11 protein-coding genes and 1 pseudogene are annotated in these 13,499 nt (G+C 62.0%); all 12 read right to left on the reverse strand.

From position 1 onward, the window contains the following. Positions 1-2: 2 nt before the first annotated feature. Positions 3-911: an endonuclease/exonuclease/phosphatase family protein gene (locus NLY37_RS17410; protein WP_023740943.1), complete on the reverse strand. Its 909-nt coding sequence runs from the start codon at positions 909-911 to the stop codon at positions 3-5. A gap of 88 nt (positions 912-999) precedes the next feature. Then, positions 1,000-2,553 carry a cation:proton antiporter gene (locus NLY37_RS17415; RefSeq protein WP_023704038.1) on the reverse strand — a complete coding sequence of 518 codons (1,554 nt, stop codon included), beginning with the start codon at positions 2,551-2,553 and terminating at the stop codon, positions 1,000-1,002. Between the two features lie 148 nt (positions 2,554-2,701). Next, entirely contained in the window at positions 2,702-3,766 is a 1,065-nt protein-coding gene (locus tag NLY37_RS17420; RefSeq protein WP_023701013.1) for an ABC transporter ATP-binding protein, read from the reverse strand. A gap of 30 nt (positions 3,767-3,796) precedes the next feature. Beyond that, positions 3,797-4,588, reverse strand: a complete 792-nt coding sequence (locus NLY37_RS17425) for an ABC transporter permease (protein WP_023671171.1) — start codon at positions 4,586-4,588, stop codon at positions 3,797-3,799. Beyond that, positions 4,585-5,499, reverse strand: coding sequence for an ABC transporter permease (locus NLY37_RS17430; RefSeq protein WP_023671170.1), 915 nt, complete (start codon positions 5,497-5,499; stop codon positions 4,585-4,587). Before NLY37_RS17430 ends, NLY37_RS17425 begins: the two co-directional genes overlap by 4 nt. A gap of 63 nt (positions 5,500-5,562) precedes the next feature. Then, a pseudogene (locus NLY37_RS17435) lies at positions 5,563-6,668 on the reverse strand (ABC transporter substrate-binding protein). Between the two features lie 239 nt (positions 6,669-6,907). Then, complete coding sequence (locus tag NLY37_RS17440; RefSeq protein ID WP_023725206.1) at positions 6,908-8,080, reverse strand: iron-containing alcohol dehydrogenase; 1,173 nt, start codon at positions 8,078-8,080, stop codon at positions 6,908-6,910. Positions 8,081-8,097: 17 nt separating this feature from the next. After that, entirely contained in the window at positions 8,098-9,483 is a 1,386-nt protein-coding gene (locus NLY37_RS17445) for an aldehyde dehydrogenase family protein (RefSeq protein ID WP_023740942.1), read from the reverse strand. Positions 9,484-9,496: 13 nt separating this feature from the next. Further along, complete coding sequence (locus NLY37_RS17450) at positions 9,497-9,916, reverse strand: type II toxin-antitoxin system VapC family toxin (protein ID WP_031245945.1); 420 nt, start codon at positions 9,914-9,916, stop codon at positions 9,497-9,499. Then, positions 9,913-10,368: a DUF7662 domain-containing protein gene (locus NLY37_RS17455; protein ID WP_023740940.1), complete on the reverse strand. Its 456-nt coding sequence runs from the start codon at positions 10,366-10,368 to the stop codon at positions 9,913-9,915. Before NLY37_RS17455 ends, NLY37_RS17450 begins: the two co-directional genes overlap by 4 nt. A gap of 89 nt (positions 10,369-10,457) precedes the next feature. After that, positions 10,458-11,828 carry a glutamine synthetase family protein gene (locus tag NLY37_RS17460; protein ID WP_023740939.1) on the reverse strand — a complete coding sequence of 457 codons (1,371 nt, stop codon included), beginning with the start codon at positions 11,826-11,828 and terminating at the stop codon, positions 10,458-10,460. A gap of 78 nt (positions 11,829-11,906) precedes the next feature. Continuing rightward, a complete protein-coding gene (locus NLY37_RS17465; protein WP_023691841.1) occupies positions 11,907-13,463 on the reverse strand; it encodes an amino acid permease in 1,557 nt (518 codons plus the stop codon). Positions 13,464-13,499: the final 36 nt, after the last annotated feature.

Here is a 13,499-nt window from a genome sequence, read left to right on the forward strand (position 1 = left end):
GCTCACCGATCTCCCGAGCTCAAAGGCGTTTCGAGATCGATATCGATCCGGACCGGAAAATGGTCTGAAGCGATCTCGCCTATATCGGCACTGACCGAGCGCACACGGTCGGCGAACATACCGCCGACGAAGCAATGGTCGAGCCGGCGTTTTGCCACTTTCCCGTCGATCGTTTTCACATGGGTGTGGTAATCGGCAGCCGGCTCGCTAGCGACGGCAGCGGCATCAACAAAGCCGTCGAGATAGGCCGCCCCGCGATGATAGGGCGTGCTGCCGACGATGCGGCTGTATTCGGCGCTGCCAGGCTCCATGTTGAAATCGCCCATCCAGATCGCCGCCGTCGGGTTCTCCGGCTCGGCCTCGCCGCTGGTCCAGTTGCGCGAAGGCTCATCGTCCGCGCCGCTCCACGGGCCGCCCTCGGACGGCGCGCGGCGATGCTCGGCCAAGAGATAGTCGATCTGCTCCAGACGCTCCTCCGCCGCGATATGGGCGAGATGCAGCGACAGGACCCTTACCGGTCCGGCCGGCGTGCGGATCATGCATTCGAGCGCGGCGTTGCGCGTGTTGAGCGGCCGCAGCGTGCGGCGCATGGGCAGCGCGTGCAGCCGCGACCAGGCGATCGGCAGCTTCGACAGCAGCATGGTGCCGAACTGGCGGCGGCGGTTGACGACCCGGCCGTCGCGCTGCTCACTGGCGTCCATGTCGAAGGCCGGGCCATAGACCCAGTAATAGCTAGGCAGCAGCTTGGACAGGACCTCCGGCTGGTCGTCCTCATTGGTGCGCTGCCAATGCCGCTCGACCTCCTGCAGCGCGATGATATCGGCGCCGTCGACCAGCTTGGTGCAGCGCGAAAGATCGTAACGGCCATCGCCGCCGAACCCGTACTGGATGTTGTAGCTGACCAGCTTCATTGCTTATCCGGCTCAATTTCGCTTTGGCAGTAGCGGTTCGGCAGACGGGTTGCAATGTACCGGCACGACGGCGGAACTGGGCCAGCGTCTATGATGTGGTCAGCGGCTGGAACCGGCCCGCCGGCGATGCCGCCAGTTCGGCCCAGTCGATCTCTTCCTCCAGCCGGTGGTAGGCTTCGTCGCCGATCGTGCCGTTGCTGCGCAACTCCTCGAGCGTGTCGCGCTGGCGGTTGATGGCATAGAGGCGCAGCCGGTCGTATTCGGTCGCGGCCTGAGCGTCCTCCGGGTTTTCCGCAATCAGGCGCTGCGCTTCATACTGTTCGCGCACGACGGCGGCGGCCGCAGATGTCTTGCGGCTCAGCACGTCCAGTGCTGCCTGCATGATGGCGACGCGCGCCTGCGCCACCTCATTGTCGACGGTTCTATCGGGGTCGAAGTTGATCCAGCGCAGCAGCGGCTTCAGCGTCATGCCTTGCAGCACCAGCGTGCCCAGCACCACCGCGAAGGCGGCAAGCACGATCGGGTCGCGGCCGGGAAAATCGGCCGGCAGCGCAATGGCCACCACCAGCGTCACCAACCCACGCATGCCGCACCAGCCGACAATGACGGCGCCGCCGAACGTCGGCAATTCCCGCCTTGCCTCTTGGCTGCCGAAGCGGGCAAGCCACCGGATGATCGCGACGTAACTCGCCACCCAGACAAGGCGCGCGACGATAACGACGACCAGCACCGTTGCGGCGAAAAGGAATGCTTCGCCTTGCCCGTCGCCGGCCAGCCTGCCAACGATCGTGCGTGCCTGCAGGCCCATCAGCACGAAAGCCAGCACGTTGAGCACGAACACCGCCGACTCCCAGACCGAATAGGTGCTGACGCGGCGTCTCGCCGACGACTGGCGCGGCGCCCTGCGCGCAATGGTCATGGCATAGACGACGATGGTGATGATGGCGGAAAGGCCGAGCCTGTCGGCGATGATCCACACGGCGAAGGTTCCGGCAAACTGCACCACCGTGCTGCTCGCCGCATCCTCGATGCGGCCGAGCGCCAGCAGCGAGACGCGGCCAAACAGATAGCCCGCGATCACACTGCCGATCGTTGCCAGCAGGATCACCGGAACGGCGTTGCTGAGCATGATCGTGCCAAGCGCGGCCGAAACCGCCAGCCGGTAGATCAGCAGCGCCGTGGCATCGTTGAGCAGGCTCTCGCCCTGCAGGATGGCGGTGATGCGGTGCGGTACCTTGAACTGGCTGAGCACGGCGGATGCGGCCACCGCATCCGGTGGCGCGACGATGGCGCCAAGCGCGATTGCCGCCGCGATCGGCAGGCCGGCCATCTTCCAGCCGACCAAGGCAACCACCACGGTGGTGAAGACCACGGCGCCCAGCGCGAGCAACGCGAGCGACAGCCGGTAGCGCTTGAGGTCGCGCAGCGACGTGTCATAGGCGGCGTCGAGAAGCACCGGCGCGATGAACAGGGCAAGCGCCAGCTCCGGATCGATCTCGATTGTCGGCGCACCGGGTACGAAGGCAATCGCGACGCCGGCCAGAGCCAGCAGGGACGGATAGGGAATTTCCAGCCGCCGCGACAGCGCCGTCAGCGCGACGGCTGCCAGGAGTAGGATGAGGGTAAGTTCGAATAGCGCCATAGCCTATCGTAGCGGCGAAGCGGCATCATGGGCAGTGGCTGGATGGCAAGATGCTGTTGATTATCCAGCACTCGGGGTCCGGCAATGATACGGCCGTTCATCGCGCCAGCTCGAATCGACCGCCTCGGTCGCGCCAAAATGCTGCTTGCTAGTGCAGCACCAGCATATCGCTTGATGAGAACGATATGTCGGCCTTCTCGCCGACCGCGGGCGGTGGCGTTGCCGGGCTGTTGAAGGTGTCGAGCGACACCGTGTTGCCGCCGATGCCGACGCGAACGCGAATGACTGAGCCGAGGAAGTGCACTTCGGAGATTTCGCCCGACAGGCTTGAATCGCGCCCGGGTTGGCGTCCGAGCGAAATCGCCTCCGGTCGCAGCGCCAGCGACAGCGTGTCACCGGACTTCGAGCCGTTGAGCTTGCCCATTAGCGAGACTTCCTGCGTGTTGACGCGCACCTTGCCGGACGCGGCATCGGTGACAGTGCCTTCGAGCACGTTCAGCGTGCCGACGAAATTGGCGACGAACTTGGTCGCCGGCCGGTTGTAGATCTCGAACGGCGTGCCGACCTGCTCGGCCTTGCCGCCATACATCACCGCGATGCGGTCGGAGATCGACAGCGCCTCTTCCTGGTCATGGGTGACGAAGATGGTGGTGATGCCGAGCTTCTTCTGGATCGAGCGGATTTCCTCGCGCAACGACACACGCACCTTGGCATCGAGCGCCGACAGCGGCTCGTCGAGCAGAAGCAGCTTCGGCTTCGGCGCAATGGCACGGGCCAGCGCGATGCGCTGCTGCTGGCCGCCGGAGAGCTGGTAGGGATAGCGGTCGGCCATCTGCGGCAGCTTGATGATGTCGAGCATCTCGGCCACGCGTCTGTCGATGTCCGCCTTGGGCATGCCGGCGACCTTCAGGCCAAAGCCGATGTTTTGCGCCACCGTCAAGTTGGGGAACAGCGCATAGGCTTGGAACACCATGCCGACATTGCGCTGGTTGGGCTTTAGCCTCGTGATGTCCTTGCCTGCGACGACGATCTTGCCCGCCGACGGCTCTTCGAAACCGGCGACCATGCGCAGCACGGTGGTCTTGCCGCAACCCGATGGCCCAAGGAAGGAAACGAACTCGCCCGGCTCGACATCAAGATTGAAATCTTCGACCACGGTGGTGGCGCCGAAGGATTTTCGCACATGCTGGATGGAGAGGAATGGTTCGGCCATGGCTTTTTCTTTCGATCAGTACTTTGTCGATCAGTTCGGGCGGTTCGCCGATCTCGGCGCGAAACGGGACAGGATCTGGATCAGCGACATACAGCCCCAGGTGATGGCGAAGGCGATGATGGCAAGCGCCGCCGGCTCATAGGCGCGGTTGGCGCCAACGTTTTGCAGATAGGGGCCGAAGGCGGGCCGGTTGAGCAAGCTGGCCATGGTGAATTCGCCAATGACGATGGCGAAGGTAAGGAAGGCGCCCGACAGCACGGCGATCAGCACATTGGGCAGGATCACACGACCAATGATCGTGCCCCAACCGGCGCCAAGGATCTGCGCCGCTTCGGTCAGCGTCCTGACGTCGATGGTGCGCAGTCCGGTATCGACCGCGCGATACATGTAGGGCAGCGCCAGCATTGCATAGCCGATGACCAGCAAGGCATTTGTGCCCATGTCGGTCGCCAGGAACGGCAGCGGCGAATTCGAACCGTACATCCTGATATAGCCGAAGACGATGACGATGGCGGGAATGACCAGCGGCAGCAGCGTGATGAACTCTACGATCGGCCGCAGTTGCGGCAGGCGCAGTCGAATCCAGTAGGCGGCGGGCACCACGATCAACACGCCCAGAATGATGGTGAAGATGGCGGCAAGCACTGAGTAGCCAAAGGTCGCCTGAAAACGAGGGTCGCCAAGCACGATCTGATAGGCGTCGAAGGAATAAGCGCCGCGCCGCATGCGCAAGGAAAATTCCACCGTCGCGATCAGCGGAATGAAGAAATAGGCCGCGCCCAGCCCGAAGACGACCCAGGCCCAGAATTTTCCGGACTTCATTTCAGCCACCTCTCCGAGCGCGTCCGGAACCAGATATAGAAGACATTGGCCAGCCCAGTGATGACGATCATGCCGAAGGCGATCGCATAGCCGAGATGGGCATTGTGCAGCACGTCACCGCGTATCTGCGCATAGAGCAGGATCGGCACGATGTTGAGTGAAGAGCCGGTCAGCGCATAGGCGGTGGCGATGGCGCCGAAGGCATTGGCGAAGAGCAGGATGACCGTGCCGAGGAAACTCGGCCAGATCACCGGGATGACAACCATGCGCCAGTATTGCGTCTGGGTGGCGCCAAGTGTCGCCGCAGCCTCGCCCCACTCCTTCTTCAAGCCGTCGATCGCCGGCGTGATGATGACCACCATTAGGGGAATCTGGAAATAGACATAGGTCAGCGTCAGGCCCCAGAACGATAGGATGTTGAAGCCGTGCGCATAAATGTTGAGGCCGAACACGGTGTTGAGCAGCACCGTGGCGAGACCGAGGCGTCCGAGCGTGGCGATGAAGGCGAAGGCCAGCGGTACGCCGGCGAAATTGGAAGCCACGCCGGAGAATGTCAGCGTCGCCGAACGTATCCACTCCGGCAGTCCGCCGCGCACGATGGCGATGGCGATGCCGAGACCTGCGAAGGCGCCGATCAGCGACGAGGAAAGGCTGACCTTGAGCGAGATCCAGTAGGCGGCGACAATCGATGGCTGCGCCAGTGCTGCTATGTTTTCGAACGTGAATTCGCCGGCATCGTTCTGGAATGCACCCAGCATCAGATAGAGCGTGGGTAGGATCAGGAACATGATGGCGAAGATGAAGAATGGCGCAACGCCGAGCCATTGCGTCGGCAGTCGCATTGCACGCGCCTCGCTGGGGGGCGCGGTCTTCCCGGCAACTGCGTGATCGGAAAGCGAGATATCTGTCATGCGCCGGCTACCGTCTCCGAGGAACACCGGGCGGCCGCGAGGCCGCCCGGTTGGTTTCAAGCCTTACTTGACGTTGGCGCCGACGACGGCATCCCAGTTCTTGGTGACGGCTTCCTTTGCCTTGCCCTGCTCGTCCAGCGTCGGGAACACCGCGGCAGCGTAAGCCTCGGCCGGCGGCAGCTTGGCCATCACGTCCGCCGGGAGCTTGCCGTTCTTGGCAAGATCGTTGAAGCGGATCGGGTGGCAATAGCCCTTCAGCCAGCCGATCTGGCCTTCGTCGGAGTAGAGATACTCCAGCCAGAGCTTGGCAGCGTTCGGATGCGGTGCGAAAGCACTGATCGCCTGCACATAGACGCCGGCAACGACACCGGTCTTGGGCACGACGACGTCGACGGGCGGATTGCCCTTCAGCGTGTCGCGACCGGCAAGTGCATTGTAATCCCAGGTCACCAGGATCGGCGTCTGGCCTTGTGCCAGGGTCGCCGGTTTGCCGATGACCGGCACGAAATTGCCGGCGGCGTTAAGCTTCTTGAAGAAGTCGAGACCAGCAGTGCCAGCAGCTTCGCCGGCAGCCGCACCACCGGAAATGCCGGCCGCGTAGACGGCCTGGATGGCCTGGTTCGAGGCGCGCGGGTCGCCGGCAAGCGCCACGGTGTTGGCGAATTCCGGCTTCAGCAGGTCAGCCCAGTCAGCAGGCGCTTCCTTGACGAGGTCCTTGTTCACCAGGAAGGATAGCACGCCATAGTAGTCGCCGGTCCAGTAACCATCGGCATCCTTGGCGCTGTCGGGGATCGAGTCCCAGGTCACACTTTGTAGGGCTGGATCAGGCCGTCAGCCTTGGCGGTCGGGCCGAAGGACAGGCCAACGTCGATGACGTCGGGCGCCTGCGGGCCCTTGTTGTCCTTGTTGGCCTTGATCGCCTCGACCTCGTCGCCGGAGCCGGCATCGGGGTTGAGTTCGTTGATGGTGATCTCAGGATACTTTGCCTTGAAGCCGTCGATGACGGCGCCGTAGCCGCACCAGTCATGCGGCAGCGCGATGGTCGTGAGCTGGCCTTCCTTCTTCGCAGCGGCAACCAGTTCATCCATGGACTGGGCCGACGAGATAGCAGAGGTCGCCATGAGGGCGACGGCCGAAAGGGAAAGCACTTTCCCTGTGAACTTGAACATGTGTTCTCTCCGTTGAACTGGCGTCCTGGACGCCTGCGATGCGGTATCGGTTTCATATGACAGCCAGATGAAAGCTTTTTGAAACTGGCCCCCGGCGGTACGAAAAGTTAACTCTTTTTAACCGGCTGTAGCAATTAGCCTCGACTTAATTTCCCGGCTAATGGTTTATTGCCTTGCTTTTTGCCCCCTTGCCCTTCCTTTCCCTTCGTTTTTAGATCACGTCCGGCGCAGAAACCGCCTCAGACAGTGCCGGCGATAGTGTTCTCGAGCAGCGTCAGCGCCGCCTTTTTGGTCAGCCTGACCGGGTTGCCGCCGGCGGTCGGATCGACCACCGCCATGTCGGCGATCAGCCCTTTGCGCTTCTTGTCCATGTCGAGCCCCTTGATCAGGCCGGGCAGCGCATGCGGCACCTTCAATTCCTTGCGCAGCTTGATGATCGCTTTGGCAAAGCCGTCGAAGCCACCCTTGATGCCGCAATAGGCAGCGAGCCGGGCAATCCGCTCCTCGATGGAGTCGCGATTGAAGGCCAAGACATAGGGCATGAACACCGCATTCGTCATGCCGTGATGGGTGTCGTAGAGCGCGCCGATCGGATGCGACAGCGAGTGGATGGCGCCAAGACCCTTCTGGAAGGCGGCAGCACCCATGGCGGCCGCACTCATCATGTGGGCGCGCGCGACAAGGTCCTTGCCGTTGGCGTAGGCCTTGGGCAGGTTCTCGAACACCAGGCGCACACCTTCCACCGCAATGCCGTCGGCCATCGGGTGATAGCCCGGCGCGCAATAGGCTTCGAGGCAGTGCGCCAGCGCATCCATGCCGGTGCCGGCGGTGATGAAGCCGGGCATGCCGACCGACAGTTCCGGATCGGCAATGACGATTGCCGGCAAAAGCTTCGGATGGAAGATCACCTTCTTAGTGTGCGTCGCCTCATTGGTGATGACGCCGGCACGCCCGACTTCCGAGCCTGTGCCGGCAGTGGTCGGCACGGCTATGATCGGCGCGATGGCATCCGAATTGGCGCGCGTCCACCAGTCGCCGACATCCTCAAAGTCCCAGATCGGCCGCGTCTGGCCGGCCTGGAACGCGATCAGCTTGCCGAGATCGAGCGCTGAACCGCCGCCGAAGGCGATGACGCCGTCATGCTTGCCCTTCTTGAACACGGCGATGCCGGCGGTGAGGTTGGAATCGACCGGGTTCGGCTTCACCTCGGAGAACACGCCATAGGATACCTTGGCGTCGTCGAGGATTTTCAGCGTCGAAGCGACGACCGGCAGTTTCGCCAACCCCGGATCGGTGACGAAAAGCGGCCGCTTAATGCCGGTGGCAGCGAGCACCTCAGGCAGTTCCTTGATGCGCCCGGCGCCGAAGCGGACGGTGGTCGGGTAGTTCCATTTGGAGATCAGCTTGGACATGTCTTGTCTTTCAAAAATCAGATGGCTTCGCGCAGATGGAAGGATTTCGGCCGGGTCAGATTGTCGTAGCCGAGCGCCGAAAGGGCAACGCCTTTGCCGGTGTCCTTGACGCCGGTCCAGACCAGCGCCGGATCGAGGTAGTCGCAGCGGTTCATGAACACGGTGCCGGTCTCGACGCGGTCGCCGATCGCCACCGCATGCTCGATATCGCCGGTCCAGATCGAAGCGGTCAGCCCGTAGGGGCTGTCGTTCATCAGCGCGATCGCCTCCTCGTCGTTACGCACCTTCATGATGCCGACGATCGGGCCAAAACTTTCCTCGCGCATGACGCTCATCTGGTGGTCGACGCCGGTCAGCACTTCCGGCGCCAGATAGGGCGAGCCGGCCTTGTCGTTAGCCACCTTCATATTGATGTGTGCGATTGCACCCTTGCGCAGCGCCTCGGCCTTCTGCTCGCGGATCAGGTCGGCAAAGCGCGCCTGCGCCATCGGCCCCATTGTCGTCGCCTGTTCCAGCGGATTGCCGACGACATAATTCTTCGTCTCGGCGATGAAACCTTCGACGAACTGGTCGTAGACCTTCTCATGCACATAGACGCGCTCGATGCCGCAGCAGCACTGGCCGGAATTGTAGAAGGCGCCGTCGACCAGATTGGCCACCGCATGGTCGAGCTTGGCGTCGGGCAGCACATAGGCCGGATCCTTGCCGCCGAGTTCGAGCCCGAGCGTCATGAAGGTGCCGGCCGCCGCCTTCTCGATGGCGCGGCCGCCGCCGACCGAACCGGTGAAATTGACATGGTCGATCTTGCCCGAGCCGAGCAGCTTCTCGGTCTGGGCATGGTTCAGCACGACATTCTGGAACACGCCCTTGGGCAGCCCAATTTTGTCGAACGCCTGCTGGAACCGTTCGCCGACCAGCAGCGTCTGCGCCGCATGTTTGAGGATAACGGTATTGCCGGCCATCAGTGCCGGCACGATGGTGTTGACGGCGGTCAGATAGGGATAGTTCCACGGCGCGATCACCATGACGACGCCGAGCGGATCCTTCTTCACATAGCGTCGGAAGCCGTCCTTCGGGTTGGATGCCGGCACGGATTTCAGCGCGGCTTCAGCGATCTCGACCATGTAATTGGTGCGTTCCCTGACGCCGCCGAACTCGCCGCCATAGCGCACCGGTCGCCCCATCTGCCAGGCGATCTCCGGCACGATCTCGTCGGTCATCGCGACCAGCGCTTCGAGCATCGCCAGCATAAATTTGCCGCGCTCGACGATCGGTGTCAGCGCCCACTTCTCCTGCGCCGCCTTGGCGCGCTCGACCGCGGCATTGATCGCCTGGTCGGTCGCGATCGGCCGCTCGGCGTAAATCGAACCATCGATGGGCGATTTGAGTTTTACGGTTTCCAAAGGATACTCCAAGTTAGCAGGCTAGGGTGCGCAGATGGCCATTGCGGCCATAGCGAAGGATGGGCTCGTCACGCGTCACCAGAACCATGTCCAACGCTCTCGCACTTGCCATCAGTATCCGATCCATGGGATCACCATGAGGCGGACCGGGCAGGTTGGATGACGCAATCAGAATGGCTGGTGAGATAGCGCTGAGCTTTGCCGACATTCGCTCGATGAATCGCTGCACGAAGTCGAGTGGCGCCAATGGCAGATTGAGCCGGCCCTTGGCTACGCCAATTCCGATCTCCCATGCCGACATCGGCGAAAGATACAGACGGCCGTCATAGGCCGCTTCCGAAATCTCCCGGCTTGCGTGCGGATCGATCAGACTATCGTTGGCGACAAAGATCATCGCACATGTATCCAGAAGCAGGTTTGGCCCTTCGCTCATTTAAGCACCGCAAGTTTGCCGTCACGCGCGTCAGCCTCACCGCCCAGATAGCCCCGGTCCCATGGCTCGTCATCGAAAGGTTTGGTGATATCAAATCCGGCTTCGATTGTTATCAGGCCCTTCATGAAACCAAAACCGGGGTGGCGATCCGCGCGCGCCTCCTTTGGCGCGGCAGGCACGCTACCACTGGGCGGCGTCGAAATGGGCACTTTGCGAACGCGGCGAAATACCAGTTTCCCACTCCCTATATTGACGGATTCGGTCTCGAACCCAGCCTCAAGCCACTCCCTTGTCATGGGATTGTTGCTCGGATTGTTGCTCCACCATGCAGGGTATCGCTTCGATGCGGGCAGCGGCAGATTGAGCACTCTCTCGATTTCGGCGAATGACATCGGAACGCGATCGACATTTTGGGCAATGAGAAAGTCCTTGAGCGGCGCATATTTGGACATTGCAAACTCCTCAATGTAGCGCACTGCAGTTTACAGGTACCATATGGTACTAACTTCACTACAGTGTCAACATTAAAGCTGTATAAAGTTTAATACCGCTCGAACCCCCTGTGCAGTTCCCAATCCGTAATGCGGCGGTCGTATTCGAATTGCTCCCACTTTGCGGTGTGGACATAATGTTCGAGCACATCGTCGCCGAGCGCCTGCTTCAGCATCTTCGACTTGGCCAGCGTCTCGGTGGCGTCGCGCAGCGTCTTCGGGATCTCCGGCAGGCGCGAGGCCTGGTAGGCATCGCCGACGAACGGCTTCTGCAGTTCGAGCTTCTCGTCGATGCCGGCAAGGCCGGCGGCGATCAGCGCCGCGAAAGCGAGATAGGGGTTCAGGTCGGCGCCGCCGATGCGGCATTCCATGCGGATGCCCTTGGTGCCCTCACCGCACAGGCGGAAGCCGGCGGTGCGGTTGTCCTCGCTCCACATGATCTTGGTCGGTGCGAAGGTGCCGGCCTGGAAGCGCTTGTAGGAGTTGATGTAGGGCGCCAGGAACCAGGTAAACTCCCTGGCATATTTCAGTTGCCCAGCCGCCCATTGCTGGCCAAGCGTGGACAAAGTCCAGTCCGCCTTCTTGTCGAAGAACAATGGCGTGTTGCCATCGGCGCTCCACAGCGAATTGTGGATGTGGCTGGAATTACCGGCGAGCCCGTAATTGTATTTCGACATGAAGGAAATCGACTTGCCTTCGGACTCGGCAATCTCCTTGGCGCCGTTCTTCAGGATGACGTGGCGGTCCGCCATGTCGAGCGCCTCGGCATAGCGCACATTGATCTCTTCCTGGCCCGGGCCCCATTCGCCCTTGGAGTTTTCGATCGGAATGCCCGCCGCTTCCATCTCGTTGCGAAGCCGGCGCATGACGCCTTCTTCCTTGGTGGTGATGCCGATCTGGTAGTCGCCGATATAGGGCGACGCGGTGTCGAGCCCCTGCCAGTGCTTCTTGCGGGCGGAATCGTAGGTCTCGTTGAACAGGTAGAATTCGAGCTCGGAGGCGAAGTAGCCGATATAGCCGCGTTCGGTGAGCCGCTTGACCTGCTTTTTCAGCATCGCGCGCGGCGAATGCGGAAGGTCGTCATGGGTGTGGTGGTCGAGCACGTCGCAGATCACCAGCGCGGTCTTTTCCAGCCACGGAATCCGCCGCAGCGTCGCAAGGTCCGGCTTCATGACGAAGTCGCCATAGCCCTTCGACCAGCTTGCCGCCTTGTAGCCCGGCACCGGCTCCATATCGATGTCGGCGGCGAGCAGATAGTTGCAGCCATGCGTCTCGTCATGAGCAGAATCCACAAAGTACTGCGCCAGGAAACGCTTTCCCGCGAGCCGCCCCTGCATGTCGACGATGCAGGCCAGCACCGTGTCGATCTCGCCATTGGAGACCGCTTTCTTCAACTGATCGAACGAGAAATTTCCGGCCATCCTTTGGCACTCCAGTGCTTGGTCGTTGAGGACGAAACCATAGCCGGCTGCACGCCGGCCATGGCCATGATGGTGACGTCAGTGGCCGGTTTCGCCGACCGCCTGTTCGGCGGCCTTAATCGCTGCCTGACGTGCCGCGATGATGTCCCCCAGCGGCGGGCCCTGGAAGCGATTGCGCTCGAAGGCGAACCAGACAATCGCCGTCAGGATGAAGAAGCCGACGGTGATGTACAGCGCCCAGTCGTTCGGCGGCTGGATGCCGATGATGAAGATCAGGATCATCGACACGATCGAGAGAACGCCGAACAGCATGAAGATGCCACGGCCCAGGTTCCACGGTCCCATCTTGTCCCACTTCGGCGTTCCCCAGGCCACCATGCCGAGCACGATCGGCACGGTGAAGGACAGGAACAGGAAGATGACGGTGCAGGACACGACGATGGTGTAGGCCGAGGTACCGGCGACCGAAACCAGCGTCGAACCCCAGACGAACAGCACCGACAGGACCGACGCCGTCCAGATCGCCGCCACCGGCGTGCGATAGGTCGGGCTGACCTTGGCCAGTGCAGACGAGCCCGGCAGGCCGCCGTCACGCGAGAAGGCAAAGATCATGCGCGAAGCCGAGGTGACGGTTGCGAGGCCGCACAACAGCTGGGCGATGAACACGACGAGGTAGACGAACTCCTTGAGGCCGGGACTGACGCGCTGGTCGAAGGCCCAGAAGAACACGTTCCAACCCTGCTTGGCGGCGTCGTCCATGTTGGGGATCATCAGTACGAAGGCGGCCAGGAACAAATAGCCGAAGACCGCCGACCAGATAACCGACATCACCATCGCACGCGGCACCGATGAGGCCGCCTTGATGGTTTCCTCGGAAGTGTGTGCCGAAGCATCGTAGCCGGTGATGGTGTAGATCGGCAGCAGAAGGCCGAGAGCGAACACCCAGGCGTTCGAGACGGACGGCCAGACGCTGGCGCCGGCCTCACCCGAGTAGTTGTGGAAGGTGAAGAGCCGGCTGAAATCCCAGGTCTCGGCGGAGAACAGGCAGACGACAGCAATCAGGATCGAGCCGAAGAAGATCAGGTAGCCCGAAAAGTCGGTCAACTTCGCAGTCAGCTTGATGCCGAGATGGTTGATCAGGGCCTGGGCGCCGGTGATGATGACCAGGAAGATCATCTGATTGGTCAGCGTACCCTCGATGCCGAGCGTCGGCCCGAAGGCGCCGATGAAGAACGTCCAGGTGCCGACATTGATGGCGCCGAGCACGGTAATCAGGCCGAGCAGGTTGAGCCAGGCCGTCACCCAGCCGGTGCCGCGATTGCCGAGGATCGAACCCCAGTGATAGAGGCCGCCGGCCGTCGGATAGGCCGAGCTGATCTGCGACATAGCGACCGCGAAGGTAAGCGAGACGAAGCAGCCGACCAGCCAGCCGATGCCGATGCCGATGCCGCCGGCGCCCGACGTTGCCTGCGCCAGCGAATTGATGCCGCCCGACAGGATGCAGATGATGGAGAAGGAAACCGCGAAGTTGGAGAAGCGGCTTAGCCGCCGCTCAAGTTCCTGGGCGTAGCCCATGGAGTGGAGATGCTTTACGTCTTCCGCCTTGTCTGTGTCTGAATAACCCGGTGCTGCCATTGTAGTCCCCTTTTGCGTTCTTAGCTGGCCGGCCCT

This window comes from Mesorhizobium sp. C395A (assembly GCF_030323205.1).
Classification (GTDB): domain Bacteria; phylum Pseudomonadota; class Alphaproteobacteria; order Rhizobiales; family Rhizobiaceae; genus Mesorhizobium.